Raw genomic sequence first — 19,169 nt, forward strand, 5'->3', positions numbered from 1 at the left:
CGCCCTCTGCAGCAAGCCAGATACAGGTTATTCGACGCGCCGCCGCACGGCGCGCGCCGGCTGCTATATGCTGGCGGCTTCCCATGCCGTCGCCGCCCAGCATGTCTTCCGCTCTCCATTCGAACGCCGCTTTCGGCGACCAGCTCCGCAGCTTCGCCCGCGCGATCGGGCAAATCGTGCTTCAGCGCAACGCCGCGACCGGCGCGCTGCTGTTTCTCGCCGTCCTGTGCGCGAGTCCGCGCCTCGCGTGCGGGCTTCTGATCGGCACGCTGACGGGCAATGTCATCAGCGTGATCACGGAAGAGAGCGACGCCCCCGCGTTCCGCGACGATCTCTACGGCTTCAACGGCGCGCTCGCGGCGCTCGCCGCGTTCACCTTCATCGGCGATGCATCTCAGGCAGCGGCCGTCGCGATCGTGGCGGCGATGTTCGCGACCTTCCTCGCCCGCAAGCTCACGCGCGTGCTCGCGCGTCACCGTTTGCCGATCTTCTCGAGCCCCGCGATCATCGTGACCTGGTGCTGGCTGCCGTTGTTCGCGGACCGCGGCGACACGGGCGCGATTCCGCAAGTCGCGGCGGGCTTCATCACGATGCTTCAGGCCGCGTTCGCGGGTCTCGCGCCGATCACCTTCGCGACCGGCGCGCTCGCGGGCGCGTTGATCGCGGCGGGGCTATTCGCGTCGCGGCCGTCGCAGGCGGGATGGGCGCTGGCAGGCAGCGCGCTCGGCGCCACGTTGCACGGGCTCGGCGGCGCGAGCGATGCCGTCGTGCTGTCGGGCGCGTGCGGTTTCAACGCGGCGCTTGCGGCGCTCGCGACCGCGCCGCTAGGCAAGCGCTATGCGCTCGGCGCGATCGTCGCGGCGGTGCTGATCGAGCGCGTGATCGATTGCATCGGCATCGCGGCGCTGACCGCGCCCTTCGTGCTCGCGTCATGGGCGATGATCGTCGTTCAGCGGCGCTGGTCGGGAACATCGAAACAAGGAGATTCGCATGTCGTTCACCCACACGCCTGAGCGCAGGATCGCGGAAAGCGGACCGCGCTCGGCGGCCGAAAACGCAACGCGCGTGGACCTCGCCGCCGCCTACCGGCTGGTCGCGCTCAACGGCTGGGACGATATCGTCTACACGCACATTTCCGCGAGCGTGCCGGGCGAGCCGGGGCGCTTTCTCATCAATCCGTTCGGGCTTTCGTTCGATGAAGTCACGGCGTCGAATCTCGTGAAGATCGATATCGACGGGAACGTGATCGGCGAAAGCGCGCATCCGGTGAACGCGACGGGATTCGCGCTGCACGGCGCCGTGCATGCCGCGCGCCACGACGCCGCGTGCGTGATGCATCTGCATGTGCGCGAGGCCGTCGCGGTGTCCGCGCAGCCGCCTGGTCTGCTGCCGGCGTCGCAGCACGCGATGCGCTTTCATGGTCATCTCGCGTACCACGATTACGAAGGCCTGGCGTTCTCGCCGGCCGAAGGCGAACGCCTGGTGAAAAGTCTCGGCGCGCATCGCGCGATGCTGCTGCGCAATCACGGGCCGCTCACGCTCGGGCGCACGATAGCCGAGGCTTACGTGCTGATGGATATGCTCGTCAAGGCATGCGATATTCAGCTACGCGCGCTCGCGGGCGTGGGCAAGATGATCGTGCCGACTCCGGAAGTCGTCACGCGCACCGCGGCGCAACTGCATGACGATGACGCCATCGAAGGCGCGCTCGAATGGCCCGCGCTATTGCGCAAGCTCGATCGCATCGATGCGTCTTATCGCGATTGAAGCCACTTTGAAAAAGGAGATCAACGGCATGCCGACATTCAACATTCAGCTTTTCGAAGGCCGCACGGTGGAAGAGAAGCGCAAGTTCGTCGAGGCGATCACGCGCACGACGTGCGAGACGCTCGGCTGCGAGCCGGGCTCGGTGGATATCATCCTGACGGACGTGAAGCGCGAGAACTGGGCGACCGCGGGCAAGCTCTGGTCGGAGCAGTGAAGACGGCGCGCGCACGCCGGTTCGCGTGCGCGCGCTTTCAGGTTACATCGATTCCTTCACGGCAAGACGGAACTTGTGCAGCAGCGGTTCCGTATAGCCGCTCGGTTGCGTGCGGCCTTCGAACACGAGCGCGCACGCGGCCTTGAACGCGAACGAGCTGTCGAACGAAGGCGCCATCGGGCGATAGTACGGATCTGCCTCGTTCTGCTTGTCGACGACAGCGGCCATGCGTTCCAGCGTCGCGCGAACCTGCTCTTCCTTCACGATGCCGTGACGCAGCCAGTTCGCGATGTGCTGGCTCGAAATGCGCAGCGTCGCGCGGTCTTCCATCAGGCCGACATCGTGAATGTCCGGCACCTTCGAACAGCCCACGCCCTGATCGACCCAGCGCACGACATAACCGAGAATGCCCTGCGCGTTGTTCTCGATCTCGTTCTTGATGTCCTCTTCCGACCATGTCGGCTTGTCGACGACGGGAATCGTCAGCAGGCCGTCGAGCAGCTCGTTCTTCTGGCTGTCATAGTCGATGCTTTCGAGTTCCTGCTGAACCTGCTGCACATCGACCATGTGATAGTGCAGCGCGTGCAGCGTGGCCGCGGTCGGTGACGGCACCCATGCGGTGTTCGCGCCCGCCTTCGGATGCGCGATCTTCTGCTCGAGCATGGCGTGCATGAGATCGGGCATGGCCCACATGCCCTTGCCGATCTGCGCGCGTCCGCGCAAACCCGTGTTCAGGCCGACGAGCACGTTGTTGCGCTCATACGAGCTGATCCACTTCGACGACTTCATGTCGCCCTTGCGCATCATCGGGCCGGCTTCCATCGACGAATGCATCTCGTCGCCGGTGCGGTCCAGGAAGCCCGTGTTGATGAACGCGACGCGCGGGCCCGCCGCCGCGATGCACGCCTTGAGGTTCACGCTCGTGCGGCGTTCCTCGTCCATGATGCCCATCTTAATGGTGTGACGCGGCAGACCGAGCAGGTCTTCGACGCGCGAGAAGAGCTCGTCGGCGAACGCCACTTCGGCGGGGCCGTGCATCTTCGGCTTCACGATATAGATGGAACCCGTGCGCGAGTTCATCTTGTTCTTGAGATCGTGCATCGAGCCGAGCGTGGTCATCACGGCGTCGAGGATGCCTTCGGGGATTTCCTTGCCGTCGCGATCGAGCACGGCGGGGTTCGTCATCAGATGACCGACGTTGCGGACGAACAAGAGCGAACGTCCGTGCAGCTTGATGGTCGAGCCATTCGGCGCGACATATTCACGATCAGCGTTCATGCTGCGCGTGAAGGTCTTGCCGTTCTTCGTGACCTGCTCGGAGAGATGGCCTTGCATCAGGCCGAGCCAGTTGCGATAGAGCTGCGTCTTGTCGGCGGCGTCGACGGCCGCGACCGAATCCTCGCAGTCGATGATCGTGCTCACCGCCGATTCGATCAGCACGTCCTTCACATGCGCGGCATCCGTCTTGCCGATGGAGTTGTTCGCGTCGATCTGAATCTCGAAGTGCAGATCGTTGTGCTTCAAAAGAATGGCGGACGGCTCCTTCGCATCGCCCTGATAGCCCGCGAACTGCTCGGCGTTCGCGAGCCCGCTCTTGCTGCCGTCCTTCAGCGTGACGACGAGCTTGCCTTGCTCGACGCCGTACTTCGTCGCTTCGGCATGCGAGCCGTGGGCGAGGGGTGCATTGTCGTCGAGGAAAGCGCGTGCATAAGCAATGACCTTCGCGCCGCGCTTCGGATTGAACTGCGCGGTGCGCTCGGCGCCGTCGCTTTCGTCGATGGCGTCGGTGCCGTAGAGCGCGTCGTACAGGCTGCCCCAGCGCGCGTTGGCGGCGTTCAGCGCATAGCGCAGATTCGAGAGCGGCACGACGAGTTGCGGGCCGGCCTGCTCGGCGATTTCGCGATCGATATTGGCGGTGCTCGCCTGCACATGCGCGGGCGCCGGCACGATATAGCCGACCTCTTCGAGAAACTTGCGATAGGCACGCAGATCGCGCACCGGGCCGGGATTGCTGCGATGCCAGTTGTCCAGTTCGGTCTGGAGACGGTCGCGCTCGGCGAGCAGCGCGCGGTTCTTCGGCGCGAGATCGTGCACGATGGCATCGAATCCCTTCCAGAACGACGCGCTGTCGACGCCCGTGCCGGGGATGGCTTCTTCATCAACGAACTTCGCCAGGCTCGCGTCGACCTGCAGGCCGTGTTGTTTGATCATGTCGTTCATGGGCACTCCGGCTGTGATTGCTGCTTAAACAGGGGTTTTGGGGATGGGCTGATGCTTATGTTAGCGCGTCTTGGGGGAGGATCGAACCCCAAGGGGCAGGCAAGCGGTGTGCCTGTACGAGTGTTCGTGAGCCGGAGAGGGTCTGGAAACGCAGAGGCTAAAAGGGCGCCTGCGACACAAGTAGCGTTTCCCGACGGCTGCTAGCTGATGCGCTGCAATTCTTCGGCGAGCAACTGGAACTGTCGACCAAGAGTCGGAAGGTCCTCGCGGACCGTCACCCAGACGATCCCGAAATCGATCTTATGGTAGCCGTGCGACAGCGCGTTGCGCATTTCGTACGCGGACTGGAAGGCACCTCGGGATGCCGGGCGGCGAAGTCAGGAAAATATCGCCGGATATTGCTACATGCTTCGCCGATCACTTCGATGTTGCGGACCACTGCGTCCTGCACGAACTCGTCTTTGCTGAAAGTCGCTTCGTTCAGTCCATCGGTATAGCGCGTGATACGTCCGATTGCGGTGAGAACGTGGTCAACGTACTCGGCCAACGTCGATGCGTCCCGGCTCATACGGGAATCGCGCCTGCGATGATGGTATCGCGCGTACGGTCGGGCAGCGCGCCGGGCGTCAACACATCCACCTTAACGCCGAGCAGATCGAGATCACTTTCTTCCGTATCTTCGCCGCGCGCGACCGAGCCGAAGATGCGCGCATTTTTCGCGCGATGCGCTTCGACGACGCGGCGAATTTCCTCTCGGTGACCTTGCAGGGCAACGGATGGCTTCATGGTTCGGCGCAAGTTAACGTTTCGATGTTACGCACAATCGGGAACAAGGCTGCGAGGGCAGTCTAGCATAGCGATTTGCATGCATCCGTCTGCTGTCCGCGGCTCAATGGAGCGCGGGAGAACTCGCCCCGCAGCATTGCTTGTACTTGCGCCCACTGCCGCATGGGCACGGCTCGTTTCTGCCGATCTTTTCGCTTTTCCGCTGCATCGGCGCGGGCGCATCGCGCAGCGCGTTTTCATTCCGGCGCGCGTCGAAGTAGCGGTAGATATAAGTCAGCCCGGCGATCATTTCCTGGATTAACGTGTCACGGTCTTCAAATGCTTCCGGGTCGGTCCGAAGCTCGGGATCGGGGTCGTCCTCGTGATAGAACATCAGTATCGGAAGCAACGGTTCCGCGTGCTCATCGTCGTTGAACAACTCGCCCCAGCTTTCGCGGCGCATCGCTATGCCTGCCATGAAGCCTTCCGCCCATTCGTTGGCGTGAGCGGTGCCGTCTTCTTCGTCAAGTGACAGCACGGGCAGATAGACGGCGTCTTCGTGCAGCGTGACTTCGAGATTGTCCGCGATGGTGTTCCAGTGACGAATCAGCAGTTGCAGCGTCTTCTCGGCGTCCCTTTCCTTTGCGAGCTCGAAATCCTTGCCCAGCACCGCGAGAAGCCATTCGTGCGGCGGGACCGCTTCGGGGCCGCAAATCAGCGCCGCAAAAAGGCCATCGACCATCTCGACGGTCATCGCCTCATCGCCGAAGGAATCGAGCAAGGCTTCCAGGCGATCGAGTTCGCGTTCGGTCAGCGGCTTGTCGGTGGGGTCTTTCATTTGTTTGCCTGATGGATGCGCGATTCGAAACCCGATTCGCCGCGGACCTCATTATACGAATCGGTCTCAGCGAATAAGCCCGGCTTCCGAATTGTCGAACGATACGGAAAGCCGGGGCGCGCCACCAACAGTGTTTAAAGCAAATCCTCGATCATCACCGGCAGCTTCCTCACCCGCACACCGGTCGCGTGATACACCGCACCCGTGATCGCCGCCGCGATACCCGCCAGCCCGATCTCCGCGATCCCGCGCGCGCCCAGCTCATTGAAGACCGTGTCCGGATAGTCGAGGAACGTGACGTCCATTTTCGGCGTATCCGCGTTGGTCGCGACCACGTAGTCCGCGAGGCTGCTGTTGACCGGCGCGCCAGTCCGCTCGTCGTAGACGGTGTGCTCGAAGAGCGCCATGCCGACGCCCATCACCACCGCGCCTTCGATCTGATTACGAGCCGCGCGCGGATTGAGGATCTTGCCGCCATCGATCACGGTCACGACGCGGCTCACGCGCAGGCGCGCGGTCGCGGGTTCCCACGTCACTTCGGCGAAGTGCGCGCCGTATGAGTGGATCGACCATTTCTTCTTCAATGGATCGTCGAAGCCGCCTTTCGCGCTGCCGCTGCCCGATGCGGCATGCAGCTTCGCCGCCTCGAGAATGCGCGCATACGGCACGCCGCTTTCGGGCCGCTCGTTCTTGCGATGAACATGGCCGCCGCTCAGCGCAAGCTCGCCGGCCTTCGCGCCCGCGAACGGAAAGCCCTCCGCCTTCGAAGCACGCGCAAGCAACGTCTTGATGGCCGCGCGTACCGCATCCGATACCGCCGGAATCACCGAAGCCGTCGCCGCCGATCCGCCCGAAACCGGACCGAGCGGCAGCGCCGTATCGCCGAGGCCGACTTCGATCTTGTCGAGCGGAATGCCCGTATGCTCCGCGACGATCTGCGCAAGGATCGTGTACGTGCCCGTGCCGATATCCTGCGTGCCGCACACGACGCGCGCGGTGCCGTCCGCGCGCAAATCGACGGTCGCGTCCGCCGAGAAGCGCAGCCCTGGCCAACTGCACGCGCCGACGCCCCAGCCGAGCGTGAGCCCGTCGCGTTTCATCGATCCGACTTCGGGCGTGCGCTTCGACCAGCCGAATTTCTCCGCGCCCGTCTTCAGGCATTCGACGAAATGCCGCGACGAGAACGGCAGGCCGCTGCTTTCATCGACGCCCGGTTCGTTGCGCAAACGGAGTTCGACCGGGTCGATCTTCAGCGCGGTGGCCAACTCGTCCATTGCCGATTCGAGTGCGTACAGGCCGGGCACGGCGCCGGGGCCGCGCATCGACGTGGGCGAACCGACATTGCGCTTCACGGTGCCGCCCGTCACGCGCAGATTGGGCGTGCTGTACATCGATGGCGTGGCTTCGCCGCAGTCCTCCGTGTAATCGTCCGCGATCGCTTCGTGATTCACGAAGTCATGCTGCAGCGAAACGAGCTTGCCGTCCTGTGTCGCCGCGAGCCGCACGCGTTGCTGCGTGGTCGGGCGATGGCCGACGTTCTGGAACATCATCTTGCGCGACAGCACGAGCTTTACGGGCCGCTCGAGTTGCCGTGTCGCGGCGGCGGCGAGCAGCGAATGCGGCCACATCCACAGCTTGCTGCCGAAGCCCGAGCCGAGATAGCGCGAGATCACGCGCACTTTCTCTTTCGGCAGGCCCATCATCTGCATCAGCGTGCCCTGATGATTGCTGACAGCCTGGCTCGTTTCATAGAACGTATAACTCTCGCCGTTCCAGTGCGCGATAGTCGCGTGCAGCTCGAGCGGGTTATGTGTCTCGACGGGCGTCACGTAGGTTTCGTCGATCTTCACGGGCGCGTCGTCGAACGCCTTGTCCGGCTCGCCGCGCTCGCTGTGTACATCCAGCTTCTTGCCGGGATCGAGCGCCGTGCTGACATCGTGCGGGGTCCTGTCATAGCCGACCTTGATCGCGGAAGCCGCCGCGCTCGCCGCTTCGAACGTATCGGCCACGACGAGCGCGACGTATTGCCCGTAGTAGCGAATGATGTCGTCCTCGAAGGGCGGGCGATTTTCGTCGACGAAACCGGTATCGATCGAATTGCCGGAAATGCGATAGAAGCGGCCGATATTGCCGCGATGAAGAATCAGCTTCACGCCGGGCATCGATTGCGCGCCGGCGAATTCGAGCGACGTGATCTTGCCGCTCGCGATGGTTGCGCCGACCGGAACGGCATACAACATGCCGGGCAAGTCGACGTCTGAGGTGTAAGTCGCGCGGCCGCAAACCTTCAGCGGTCCGTCGATGCGCGACTGGGGCCGTCCAATGAAGGACTGCGTGATGTCGGGCGCGGTGGACATGTTCGGTTCCTCGGTCGTGGTCAGGAAGTTTGCGTGGCCGTCTTCAGCGCATGCACGATGCAGCGCTTCGAAAGCTCGACCTTGAAGCCGTTCTCGCTTTGCGGCTTCGCAGAGCTAAGCGCGGCATCGGCGGCGCGCCTGAACGTCGCTTCATCGGGCGCTGCGTCCTGCAGTTCCTTCTCCGCCTCGCGCGAGCGCCACGGCTTCGTGCCGACGCCGCCGAGTCCCACCCGCGCATGGGCGATGCGCCCGTCCTTCACGCCGATCACGACACCCGCCGACGCCAGCGCGAACTCATACGACGCGCGATCGCGCAGCTTCAGATAGCACGAGCGCGCGCCTTCCACCGGCGGCGGCAAGGTCACATGCGTGACGAGATCGCCCGCGTCGAGCACGTTCTCGCGATCGGGCGTCGTGCCCGGCAGCAGAAAGAATTCGTCGATGGGAATCGCGCGCTTGCCGCCCGTGCCTTCGATATGAATCGTCGCTTCGAGCGCCTGCAGTGCGACGCACATATCCGACGGATTGCTCGCGATGCACGATTCGCTCGTGCCCATGATCGCCATCATGCGATTGAAGCCCTGAATCGCCGAGCAGCCGGTGCCGGGCTCGCGCTTGTTGCACGGCGAGGTCGTATCGCGGAAGTAGACGCAACGCGTGCGCTGCAGGATATTGCCGCCGGTGGTCGCCATGTTGCGCAGTTGCACCGAGGCGCCCGCGAGCACCGCTTGCGAGAGCACCGCGTAACGTTCGCGAATCAGCGGATGATGCGCGAGATCCGAATTGCGCGAGGTTGCGCCGATGCGCACGCCGCCGTCCGGTGTCGCTTCGATCTTGTCGAGCGGAAGACGGCTGATATCGACGACGCGCATCGGCCGCTCTACGTTGAGCTTCATCAGGTCGAGCAGCGTCGTGCCGCCCGCGAGAAAGCGTACTTCCGCGCCTTGTTGCGCGGTATGCGCGAGCGCGCCCGCGTTGATCGCGTCGCGCATGTCGCGCGCGCGGGAGAGCTGAAACGTGTCCATGTCGCTCTCCTTACTTTGCCGATGACTTGTTCGCGCGCACCGACTGGATCGCGCTGACGATGTTCTGATACGCGCCGCAGCGGCACAGATTGCCGCTCATCGCTTCGCGCACGTCGTCGTCGCTCGGACCGATGGGTTCGTCGAGCAGCGCGACCGCCGACATCAGTTGGCCGGCCGTGCAGTAGCCGCACTGATAGCCGTCGCATTCGACGAACGCGGCTTGCAGCGGATGCAGCGCTTCCACTTCGCCGATGCCTTCGATCGTCGTGATCGTGTCGCCGTCGCATGCGGCCGCGAAGCAGAGACACGAGTTCACGCGGCGGCCGTTCACATGAACGGTGCATGCGCCGCATTGACCGTGATCGCAGCCTTTCTTCGTGCCTGTCAGATGAAGATGCTCGCGCAATGCATCTAAAAGCGTCGTGCGTGGATCGAGCGAAAGCGTTTCGCTGTGGCCGTTGACGGTCATCGTGAAAGTGATGGACGCGCCATCGGCTTGAGCGGGCGTGGGCGCGAGTGCTTTGTTCGGCGTATCGGTATGTGTGGTTTTCGATTGGGGGACGGGACGTTGTGGCATCGAGCAATCTCCTGAAATAGTGCAGCAAGCTGCTGCACTGGATGCGGCCAAAGCAGCGGCAATGAGCGGCAAAGCGCGAGAGAGGCGAAGATGCGGCGAAGCGTGTCGCGCGCCGATGGCGCGGAGGAAGGGCGGCAAAAAAGGGTCTGCGCGCCGGGGCGCAGGACCTTCGGGCGCCGACGACGCGGCGAAAGACGACACTCAGCCAGTATAGGCATCCGCCGCGAAACTTTCCCGATCGAAAGCCGGCGGGGCATGCGGTGCTGCTCGCGCACGAAGCATGCCCGCTGCGGGCGAAGCGCTCAGTGCGTGAGCACGGTCCGCGCGAACAGCGAAAGCAGGAACACGCCGACCGTCGTGAAGACGGTGAGCACCACGAGGATCATGATCAGGCGAAGGATCAGTTGCATCGCGTGGCTCCAAAAAAAATGGCCGCTTGCGCGGCCGGAAGGAGGGGTGGGTCGGTCAGGCTTCAGATTAAGCACGCATTCTTAAGTCAGACTTAAGCGCGCCGTTCTTCCGTGCAGGCCGCCCATTTTCCTTCCTTTGCCGATTCGATGCAGCGCCTTAGCGCAGTGCTTCGCTATAGCGGTCGCGCAGCGGGAAGATCGTCAGGAGCGCGACTGCGCTGCCGAAGATCACGTAGTAGCAGATCGAGAGCGGATCGCCGGTGGTCATCGTGAGCCATTGCACGATGGCCGGTGCGAAGCCGCCGAAGATCATCACCGCGACGTTGTAGCTCACCGAGATGCCCGTCGAGCGCACGCTCGAAGGCAACAGCTCGGAGATGAACGCGGGATAGCAGCCCTGGAAGATGCCGAGGTAGGTCATCAGTAGCGCCTGACACACGACCAGCATCGGCAGGCTCGGATGCGCGGTCAGCACAGCGAAGATCGGATACGCGGTGACGAGCGACAGCGTGAGCGCGGTGGCCATCAGCTTCTTGCGGCCGATGCGGTCCGAAAGGCGGCCGAACACCGGGCAGCAGACGAGATACACGAGCGCGCCGATCGTCGAGCTGATGAGGCCATCGGTGAGCGCCATGTGCAGCACGCGCGTCGCGTGCGTCGGCAGATACAGAAGGAAGATGTACGTGCCGATGGTGCCGAACACCGTGAGGCCGAAGCCCGCGAGCACGGGCATCCAGTGCTTCGTGGCGGTATCGCGGATCGGGCGCGTGGTCAGCTCGTTCTTCTGCGCCTTCTCGACGAACACGGGCGATTCGTCGAGCTTCGAGCGCAGATACAAACCGACCGGCACGATCAGCAGGCCGATCACGAACGGAATGCGCCAGCCCCAGCTATTGAGATGCTCTGGGCTCAGCGTGCGCGTGAGCACCGCGCCGAAGAACGAGCCCGCGAGACTCGCCGCGGCCTGCGCCACCATCTGGAAACTGCCGAAATAGCCGCGCTTGTTGGCGGGTGCGTATTCAACGAGAAACGCCGTCGCGCAGCCCACTTCGCCACCGGCGGAGAAGCCTTGAATCAGGCGGCCGAGCAGCATCAGCAAGGGCGCGGCGATGCCGATGGCGGCATACGTCGGCGCGAACGCGATGATCGCGATGCCGACCGCCATCAGCGAGATGGTGAGCGTGAGCGCCGACTTGCGCCCGACGCGATCCGCGACCGCGCCGAGCACGATGCCGCCGAGCGGCCGCGTCAGAAAACCGACGCCGAAGGTCGCCCAGGTCGCGAGCAGGGAGATGGTGGGGTTCGTAGCGGGAAAGTACAGCTTGGCGATGATGACGGCGAAGAAGCCGTAGACCATGAAGTCGAACCATTCGAGCGCGTTGCCGATGGTCGATACGACGATGGCTCGTCGGCCGGACAGGTTGAGTGCGGCGTTTTCGTCGGCCGCGTGGGATGCAGGTAATACGGTGCTCATCGAATGCACTCCGTGGCGTGGTGCGATTGATCTGGTGCGACGACATCCGCTTTTTGTTGGCCCGCTCCGGGCAGGCGCGAGCCGCTGCAACACGCCAACATTACGCCGAGTTGAAATAAGAAAATATAGAATTTCTAAACTGACACTCAAGAAAACCTGATCGAACGATCCGGGTTGTCCCTTAGATCCATGAGCAACATTCGCTTCCTGCGCACCTTTATCGCGGTCGCGCGCTATGGCTCTTTCGCGGCCGCCGCCGAGAAAGTCGCGCTCACGCAAGCCGCCGTGAGCATGCAGATGCAATCGCTCGAAGACGATCTGAAACGGCCGCTCTTCGATCGCGTGGGCCGCACGAACCGGTTGACGAGCATCGGCAAGCAGGTGTTGCCGCAGGCCGAGCGCATCGTCGCGCTGTACGACAGCATGCGGCTCACCGGCCTCGACGATGAAATCGCCGGATCGGTTTCCATCGGCGCGGTCGATTCGGCGATGGGCGCGCTCGCATCCGTCGTCACCGAATTGAAAGGCCAGTATCCGAGGCTCGATGTGCGGCTCTTCACCGGCAAGGCGCTCGCGCTCGCGCCGCAAGTGGAGGCGGGCGAAATCGATGCCGCGGTAATCGTCGAGATGGCGGGCAAGACGCCCGCGAGCCTCAACTGGACGCCGCTTTATTCGGAGCCGCTCGTTGCTATCGGCTCGCCGGGCAGCGCGCCCGCGAGCGCCGCCGAGATGCTCGCGAGCCGCCCGTTCCTGCGCTTCGATCGCGCGCAGCGCACCGGCGCGATGATCGAGCGCGCGCTCAAGCACAACCGGCTCGCGGTGAATGAGTTTCTCGAATTGAATTCGCTGGAAGTGATCGTCGAACTGGTGCGGCAGGATGCGGGTGTCTCTGTCGTGCCGCTGCTCGAATATGGATCGTGGGCGAGCGATCCGGCGTTGCGCGTGCTGCCGCTCGCGAAGAACACGCCGCGTCGCGTCGTGGGCATGCTGGAGCGCAAGATTCACGACCGGCACGCGGTGATGAGCGTCGTGCAGGAACGCATCCGCATGCGTTCGCATGGCGCCCTGTCGCCGCGGGAAAGCTAAAGCTTTCCTTAAGTCACGCACAAGAAATATCAGCTTTCGCTGTGATTTCCGGCCATCGACAATGCTTCGGGCATAGCAACGCAGCCCGTTCACTCAAACACAAGAGGAAAGCATGTCGATCATTCCGGAGATCGCCCAGTCGCGCGACGAGATTCAGGCCATACGCCGCGATATCCACGCGCATCCCGAACTCTGCTACGAAGAGGCGCGCACCGCCGAGCTCGTCGCGCGGAAGCTCGAAAGCTGGGATATCGAAGTGACATGCGGGCTCGGCAAGACGGGCGTCGTCGGTGTGTTGAGGAAAGGCACGGGCACGCGCGCGATCGGCTTGCGCGCCGACATGGACGCGCTGCCCATCCCCGAGCTCAACACGTTCGCGCACGCGTCGCGTCATGAGAACAAGATGCACGCGTGCGGCCACGACGGCCATACCGCGATGCTGCTCGGCGCCGCGCAATATCTCGCGAAGCATCGCGATTTCGACGGCACTGTCGTGTTCATCTTTCAGCCGGCCGAAGAGGGCGGCGGCGGCGCGAAAGCGATGATCGACGATGGCCTGTTCGAGCGCTTTCCCGTCGATGCCGTATTCGCGTTGCACAACTGGCCCGGCATGGCGGCGGGCGAATTCGGCGCGCGTGTCGGCGCGACGCAGGCATCGAGCAACGAGTTCGAGATTCGCATCGAAGGCGTGGGCGCGCATGCCGCGATTCCGCACGATGGGGTCGATCCCGTGTTCACCGCGCTGCAGATCGGCACGGGCTTGCAGAGCATCGTGACGCGCAACAAGCGGCCCATCGATGCCGCCGTGCTTTCGATCACGCGAATGCAGGCGGGCCACGCGGTCAACGCGATTCCCACGACCGCGACGCTCGCCGGCACCGTGCGCACGTTTTCCGTCGACGTGCTCGATCTGATCGAGACGCGCATGAAGGAGATCGTCGCGGCGACGGCGGCGGCATATCGATGCAAGGCCGAGGTTAGTTTCGTGCGCAACTATCCGCCGACCGTGAATACCGAAGCGGAAACGCATTTCGCGCTGGGCGTGATGCGCGACGTCGTGGGCGCGGAGAAAGTGAACACGAACGTCGACCCGACGATGGGCGCCGAGGACTTTTCATACATGCTGCTCGAGCGGCCCGGCTGCTACGGATATATCGGCAATGGACTGGGCGGGCATCGCGATCATGGTCATGGAATCGGACCGTGCATGCTGCATAACAGCAGCTACGACTTCAACGACGATGTGCTCACGCTAGGCTCGACGTATTGGGTGCGCCTCGTCGAGAAGTTCCTCGCGCGTAGCTGAGGAGACGAACATGTTTTCATCGAGATACCAGGACGCGCGTCGGCGCTTTCTCGATACCGCGTCACAGCGAAAGCTCTCGGTCGATACGCGCGTGCTCGAAGGCATCGACGGTCTGGAAGGCGAGACGCTCGCAACCGACATCGTGCGCATCGGTCCGCGCGAGGCCACGCGCCTGCTCGTGCTCACGTCAGCGACGCATGGCGTCGAAGGCTTTTGCGGCTCGGGCGCGCAGATCGCGTTGATGCGCGACGACGTCTTGCCCGCGCTGATGGACAAGCTCGGTGTCGCGATGCTGCTCGTGCACGCGATCAATCCGTATGGCTTCTCGTATTTGAGCCGCACGACCGAAGGCAATGTCGATCTGAACCGCAACAGCGTGGATTTCGGCGAGCCGTTGCCGCGCAATCCGGGTTACGCGGAGCTGCATGATCTGCTGATTCCCGCGAGCTGGCCGCCGGACGAAGCGAACGTCGCCGCGATTCGCGGCTATATCGAAACGCGTGGCCAATGGGCGTATCAGCAAGCCGTGACGACGGGGCAGTACACGCACGCGCAAGGCATGTTCTACGGCGGCGACGCGCCCGCATGGAGCACGCGCACGATGCGCGCGTTGCTCGCGGAATACGGGGAGACGTGCAAGGCGATCGGCTGGATCGATTTTCATACGGGTCTGGGACCGAGCGGCTTCGGCGCGAAGATTTGCGTCGGCGACGTGCAGCGCGCGCGGCGCTGGTGGGGCGCGGACGTGACGAGCCCGGCGGACGGCACGTCGATCGCGGCGGATGTCGCCGGTCCCTTGCTCGATACGTTGCGGCAAACGTGTCCGCGTGCGGCGGCTGCATCGATCGCGATCGAGTACGGCACCGTGCCGCTCACCGACATGCTCGACATGTTGCGCACGGATGTGTGGGTGCGCCATCACGCCGATGCACCCGAAGCGTTGAAGGCCGATATCCGCAGGCAGATTCGCGCGGCCTTCTATATCGACGACGATATCTGGCGCGGGATGATCGTGGGTCAGGCGCGCGCGGCGGTATTGCAGGCGCTATACGGGCTTGCACGCGAAGAGGGTGCTTAACGCAACTCTAGCCACATCGGCTGATGGTCCGATGACCGGCTCTTCTGATCCGCTTCGCATCCGGCGATGCGCGGCTTCAGGTCTTCGGTGACGAAGATGAAGTCGCACGCGAACGGACCGTCGGGCCATTGATCGTGATCGTATAGGCCGACGGTCGCCGCGCGCGGCTCGTTCGGATGCGCGCGGGTCCAGGCATCGACGAACGAGGGCGCATCCGCGATCGGATCGAGCATCGCGCGATATGCCGATGCCTCGAACGCGCTGTTGAAATCGCCGCAGATGATCGCGGAGCCCGGCCGCGCGGTATCGGCGAACGGGCTCGCCTGACTCTCGGCCTTCGCGGGCTGACGCTCGTGCGCGCAGGCTTCGGCGTGCAGCTCGCGCAGTCGCGCGACTTGCGCGACGCGTTGCTTCTCCGAATAAAACTCCAGATGCGTGCTGATGATGCGCAATGGGCCGACGTCCGTGTCGATGACGGCTTCGAGCGCGATACGCAGCATCGATGGTTTGGCGGGGTCGGCGGGCCAGGGCAGCGAATGACGCAACACCTGACGCACCGGCAGGCGGCTGACGATCGCGTTGCCGAACTGGCGGCGCGCGAGGCCCGCGCCCACGGGCGGCAAGTCGGAGCCGATTCCGTCTATGACAGCCGCGCCGGGGATCAGCGCTTCGAGCTCGGCGAACTGATCGGCGCTCGGGCGTCCCGCGAGACCGCCCGCCTGTTCGCTTTCGTGAAAACCGCGCGTGACTTCCTGCAGGCACAGCACATCGAAGTCGTGCAGCGCCTTGGCTTCCGTGACAATGCGCGCGAGATCGACGCGGCCGTCCACGCCGCGTCCCCATTGGATGTTCCAGTCGACGAGTCGCATTTTCAACCTCGGCGTTAGGTACTGAGTTGATCTTCTCTTACGGGCAGCAAGGAATGTGCGCGGTCCGACGCGCAGCCGTGGCGTTCGCTTATTGAGATAAGCGGAGGTTGCCTGCGCTGCATGTCACTAGAATTCGGGCCATTACAAGAACGCGCAAACCCCGTCCTGCTGAGAGAGGAAACAAGTGGCAAAAGCAGAAGCAACAGTCGAAGAACTCGTATCGATGATCGAGCGCGGCGAACTACGGCTCCCGGAGATGCAGAGGCAGTACGTTTGGCGCTCCACGCGCGTGCGCGACCTGCTCGATTCGCTTTATCGCGGATATCCATCGGGCGCGATTCTTTTGTGGGAAACCGATGAAAAGATTGCCCTGCAGGATTTCGCGGTCAGTCAAACGAAGAATCCCTACCAAAGCACACGTCTCCTGCTCGATGGCCAGCAGCGGCTGACATCGCTTTCAGCGATCATTCGCGGTGAGCCCGTCACGGTGCGAGGGCGGCGCAGGCCCATCGACATTCTGTTCAATCTCGAACATCCCGACCAGCTCACCATCGTGACCGAAGTCGAGGAGCACGATGCGGACGACGAAGATATCGACGAAGACGATGAAGAAGTCGAAGATCATGCCGATTCATCCGAGGACGAACTGCAAAAGCGCTTCGACAAGATGACCTTCGTCGTGTCGACGCGCAAGCTCGAGCAGATGCCGCAATGGGTTCGCGTGTCGGACGTCTTCAGGAGCGACAGCGACAAGATGTTCCTCAAGCAGGCCGGCATCACGGACTTCGACGATCCTCGCTACGAAAAGTATAGCCAGCGTCTCGCAAGGCTGAGGGGCATTCGCAAGTATCTCTATCGCATGGACGTGCTCGAACGCACGTTGTCATACGATGAAGTCACGGAGATTTTCGTTCGCGTGAATTCGCTCGGCGCGAAGCTGCGCAGCTCCGACCTTGCGCTCGCGCAGATCACCGCCAAATGGCGCAGCTCGCTGCATATCTTTCTGGACTTCCAATCCGAATGCGCGAAGACGGGATTCGATCTCGAACTCGGCCTGCACCTCAAGAACCTGGTTGCATTCGCGACGGGCCAGTCAAGATTCCTCACGGTGGGCAGCCTGACGCTCGACGTATTGCAGACTTCGTGGAAGGAAGCATGCGAGGGCATGATTTTCGGGTTGAACTTCGCGAAGAGCAATCTCGGAATGGACAGCCCGGCGTTGCTGTCGTCACCGTATCTTTTGATCGTGATCGCCTATCTCGGGCACGCGCGCCGCTTCAAGTTGAGTGCGCACGAGGCCCGGCAACTCAGGCACTGGGCACTCGTCGCCAATGCGAAGGGGCGCTTTTCTCGCGGCTCCAGTGAAACCATTCTGGATCAGGATCTCGCAACTATCCGAAGCGGCGGGACGATGCAGGATTTGATCGACCGTCTGCGTCTGCAAGTCGGGCGGCTCGATATCACCCCGGGTGAACTGGAAGGCCGCAACCGGCGCAGTGCGCTCTTCAAGACGATGTTCCTCGCATTCCGCAATGCCGGTGCAAAGGACTGGCGCTCCAATCTCGCGATATCGCTGGATCACTCCGGTGCGCAGCACAAGCTGCAGTTTCATCATCTCTTTCCGAAAGCCCAACTGAAGCATGCTTATACGCCGAGAGAAGCGGACGACATAGCGAATCTCGCGTTTATCTCCGGACGGACGAACAGGGCGATCAGCGACAAGTTGCCGCTGTACTACTTTACGGGTCTCATCGAACAGCATGGTATCGAACCATTCGACGCGCAGGCGATACCCACTTCTCCGGAGTTGCTGGATCTCGCGAGCTACAAGGCATTTCTCGCCGAGCGGCGCGCGCTCATCGCGGCGAGATTGAACGATTTTCTTGGCACGCAAGCGAGCGTCTGATTGATCCGGAAATCATTCAAGATCATGAAACTCAGTATTTCTTATCGTCCATTGCCGTGACGGCGATACAATCCACTGGCAAATCACGAGCATCTTCTGAAACATGAACGCACGCATCAAACTTTCACTCGGCGCGCTTCTGCTGATATCGACCAGCATCGCGTGTCAGGCGCAACAGGCCCAGGCTCCGCAGCAAGCTTTTCAATCCGCCGCTGCCCGCTCGCTCACGAAGGAACAGCAGGACGCGCTCGACAAGCAAGACCAGGACATCGCTCAGGTTGCGTTGGCCGTCGTCAGGCTGATCGATCAAAGCAAGACAGGCGAGGTGTGGGATCAGGCGTCGCCCATCGCGAAACAGGTCATTTCACGCGATGACTTCACGAAGAAGATTACACACGACCGCTCGCCGCTCGGCACGCCGGGCATGCGCATGCCGATGGGCGTCAAGCATTACCACTACGACGGCTCCGGCAACATGCCGGCCGGTGCGTACATCAACATTCTCTTCGATACCCAGTTCAGCCAGGCCCATCAGTCGTCACGCGAGATGGTGACGTTCATCCTCGATTCGGACAAGGTCTGGCGTTTCGTCGGCTATTCCGTGCGCTGAAGCGGTATTACATGTTCGTGTACGATGCGCACCAGCCTTTTCCGGCCACGAGCTTGTCGTTGAAAAGGGTGCAGCCGCCCCAGGCATCGCTCGATTTGCCCTGGAACAGCGAGCAGTTCGCGCACGTCTGCCCCGCCGCGAAGTTGGAATACTTCGCCTTGTCCACTTTCGCGGCGTCCTCCTTGTAGCCGACGGCGACAGCAGCCGGATCGGATTCGCTGAGACGCGGCGCCTCGGCCTGGGCTCGCGTGAGCCACAGCGCCGAGCCCATGCCGATGCTGAAAATCATGAAGCTGCGACGGGACGTGTTCATCGTCTTGGACCGTTTTTTCGTTTGTGGGGAATGTCGTCGCGCGCTCTTCGGGCGCTAATCGAACGATACGCCGGCGCGTGCGGTCGTGCCTGTTTTGTAAATAGAACGTTCGATCCATTTTCCTGACGCACCGTTTGCGCACCCTCTTTTAACGCGCCGCTAAACCTTTGCGCGCGCGTGCCGTAAATCAGGCCAGAACGCAGTTGCAATCGCGTGAATCACTCCCGCGGCGCCCGGCCGTGGCTCAATTCAAAGGGGAACAGGCGTGACCGAAGTGGAATGGATGATGGCTGGCGTGTATCTCACGGCGCTCGTATGCAGCACGCTCTTGATGAGCGTGCTCGCGCGCCGCAG

19 protein-coding genes are annotated in these 19,169 nt (G+C 62.8%); 8 read left to right on the plus strand and 11 right to left on the minus strand.

Going from position 1 to position 19,169, the window contains the following annotated elements; all coding sequences use genetic code 11:
* The first annotated feature begins 101 nt into the window (after positions 1-101).
* Genes AC1Z32_RS01600 through AC1Z32_RS01610 form a run of 3 tightly spaced genes read left to right on the plus strand, consistent with a single transcriptional unit; the run spans position 102 to position 1,981 of the window.
* Entirely contained in the window at positions 102-1,013 is a 912-nt protein-coding gene (locus AC1Z32_RS01600; protein WP_483476963.1) for an urea transporter, read from the plus strand.
* Complete coding sequence (locus tag AC1Z32_RS01605) at positions 991-1,767, plus strand: class II aldolase/adducin family protein (protein WP_483476964.1); 777 nt, start codon at positions 991-993, stop codon at positions 1,765-1,767. The genes AC1Z32_RS01600 and AC1Z32_RS01605 overlap by 23 nt, the downstream gene beginning before the upstream one ends.
* A gap of 28 nt (positions 1,768-1,795) precedes the next feature.
* The gene (locus tag AC1Z32_RS01610; RefSeq protein ID WP_008347661.1) at positions 1,796-1,981 is read left to right on the plus strand and encodes a 4-oxalocrotonate tautomerase; all 186 of its coding nucleotides are present in this window, start codon (positions 1,796-1,798) and stop codon (positions 1,979-1,981) included.
* A 42-nt stretch (positions 1,982-2,023) separates the two neighbouring features.
* Here the strand turns inward: AC1Z32_RS01610 and AC1Z32_RS01615 are convergent, their stop codons facing one another.
* The 9 genes from AC1Z32_RS01615 to AC1Z32_RS01655 form a co-directional block, all read right to left on the minus strand.
* Positions 2,024-4,201, minus strand: coding sequence for a malate synthase G (locus AC1Z32_RS01615; RefSeq protein WP_483476965.1), 2,178 nt, complete (start codon positions 4,199-4,201; stop codon positions 2,024-2,026).
* 200 nt (positions 4,202-4,401) lie between these two features.
* On the minus strand, positions 4,402-4,533 hold the full coding sequence (locus AC1Z32_RS01620; RefSeq protein WP_483476966.1) for a HepT-like ribonuclease domain-containing protein: 132 nt from the start codon (positions 4,531-4,533) through the stop codon (positions 4,402-4,404).
* Positions 4,476-4,769, minus strand: coding sequence for a HepT-like ribonuclease domain-containing protein (locus tag AC1Z32_RS01625; protein ID WP_483476967.1), 294 nt, complete (start codon positions 4,767-4,769; stop codon positions 4,476-4,478). The genes AC1Z32_RS01620 and AC1Z32_RS01625 overlap by 58 nt, the downstream gene beginning before the upstream one ends.
* The gene (locus AC1Z32_RS01630; protein ID WP_483476968.1) at positions 4,766-4,987 is read right to left on the minus strand and encodes a nucleotidyltransferase family protein; all 222 of its coding nucleotides are present in this window, start codon (positions 4,985-4,987) and stop codon (positions 4,766-4,768) included. The genes AC1Z32_RS01625 and AC1Z32_RS01630 overlap by 4 nt, the downstream gene beginning before the upstream one ends.
* 103 nt (positions 4,988-5,090) lie before the next feature.
* On the minus strand, positions 5,091-5,804 hold the full coding sequence (locus tag AC1Z32_RS01635) for a UPF0149 family protein (protein WP_483476969.1): 714 nt from the start codon (positions 5,802-5,804) through the stop codon (positions 5,091-5,093).
* Positions 5,805-5,938: 134 nt separating this feature from the next.
* Positions 5,939-8,161 (minus strand): xanthine dehydrogenase family protein molybdopterin-binding subunit, encoded by a 2,223-nt coding sequence (locus tag AC1Z32_RS01640; RefSeq protein ID WP_483476970.1) that lies wholly within the window; start codon positions 8,159-8,161, stop codon positions 5,939-5,941.
* A gap of 20 nt (positions 8,162-8,181) precedes the next feature.
* Positions 8,182-9,186: an FAD binding domain-containing protein gene (locus tag AC1Z32_RS01645; protein WP_483476971.1), complete on the minus strand. Its 1,005-nt coding sequence runs from the start codon at positions 9,184-9,186 to the stop codon at positions 8,182-8,184.
* A 10-nt stretch (positions 9,187-9,196) separates the two neighbouring features.
* Positions 9,197-9,763, minus strand: a complete 567-nt coding sequence (locus tag AC1Z32_RS01650; protein ID WP_483476972.1) for a (2Fe-2S)-binding protein — start codon at positions 9,761-9,763, stop codon at positions 9,197-9,199.
* A 567-nt stretch (positions 9,764-10,330) separates the two neighbouring features.
* A complete protein-coding gene (locus AC1Z32_RS01655; RefSeq protein WP_483476973.1) occupies positions 10,331-11,647 on the minus strand; it encodes an MFS transporter in 1,317 nt (438 codons plus the stop codon).
* 189 nt (positions 11,648-11,836) lie between these two features.
* Between AC1Z32_RS01655 and AC1Z32_RS01660 the strand changes: the two genes are divergently transcribed.
* The 3 genes from AC1Z32_RS01660 to AC1Z32_RS01670 all read left to right on the plus strand — a co-directional run bounded on the left by AC1Z32_RS01660 (position 11,837) and on the right by AC1Z32_RS01670 (position 15,117).
* Complete coding sequence (locus AC1Z32_RS01660; protein ID WP_483476974.1) at positions 11,837-12,733, plus strand: LysR substrate-binding domain-containing protein; 897 nt, start codon at positions 11,837-11,839, stop codon at positions 12,731-12,733.
* Positions 12,734-12,845: 112 nt separating this feature from the next.
* Positions 12,846-14,039 (plus strand): M20 aminoacylase family protein, encoded by a 1,194-nt coding sequence (locus AC1Z32_RS01665; protein ID WP_483476975.1) that lies wholly within the window; start codon positions 12,846-12,848, stop codon positions 14,037-14,039.
* A gap of 10 nt (positions 14,040-14,049) precedes the next feature.
* Complete coding sequence (locus AC1Z32_RS01670) at positions 14,050-15,117, plus strand: M14 family metallopeptidase (RefSeq protein ID WP_483476976.1); 1,068 nt, start codon at positions 14,050-14,052, stop codon at positions 15,115-15,117.
* On the opposite strand, the gene AC1Z32_RS01675 is transcribed toward AC1Z32_RS01670, so the two are convergent.
* On the minus strand, positions 15,114-15,986 hold the full coding sequence (locus AC1Z32_RS01675) for an endonuclease/exonuclease/phosphatase family protein (protein WP_483476977.1): 873 nt from the start codon (positions 15,984-15,986) through the stop codon (positions 15,114-15,116). The two genes, AC1Z32_RS01670 and AC1Z32_RS01675, sit on opposite strands and share 4 nt — an antisense overlap.
* A gap of 184 nt (positions 15,987-16,170) precedes the next feature.
* Here AC1Z32_RS01675 and AC1Z32_RS01680 point away from each other — a divergent pair, with 184 nt between their 5' ends.
* A complete protein-coding gene (locus tag AC1Z32_RS01680) occupies positions 16,171-17,892 on the plus strand; it encodes a GmrSD restriction endonuclease domain-containing protein (protein ID WP_483476978.1) in 1,722 nt (573 codons plus the stop codon).
* A 103-nt stretch (positions 17,893-17,995) separates the two neighbouring features.
* Positions 17,996-18,502, plus strand: coding sequence for a DUF4019 domain-containing protein (locus AC1Z32_RS01685; protein WP_483476979.1), 507 nt, complete (start codon positions 17,996-17,998; stop codon positions 18,500-18,502).
* Positions 18,503-18,509: 7 nt separating this feature from the next.
* On the opposite strand, the gene AC1Z32_RS01690 is transcribed toward AC1Z32_RS01685, so the two are convergent.
* On the minus strand, positions 18,510-18,815 hold the full coding sequence (locus AC1Z32_RS01690) for a high-potential iron-sulfur protein (RefSeq protein ID WP_483476980.1): 306 nt from the start codon (positions 18,813-18,815) through the stop codon (positions 18,510-18,512).
* Positions 18,816-19,169 lie beyond the last annotated feature (354 nt).

The sequence above is a fragment of the Caballeronia sp. 11_S32 genome (assembly GCF_056930355.1).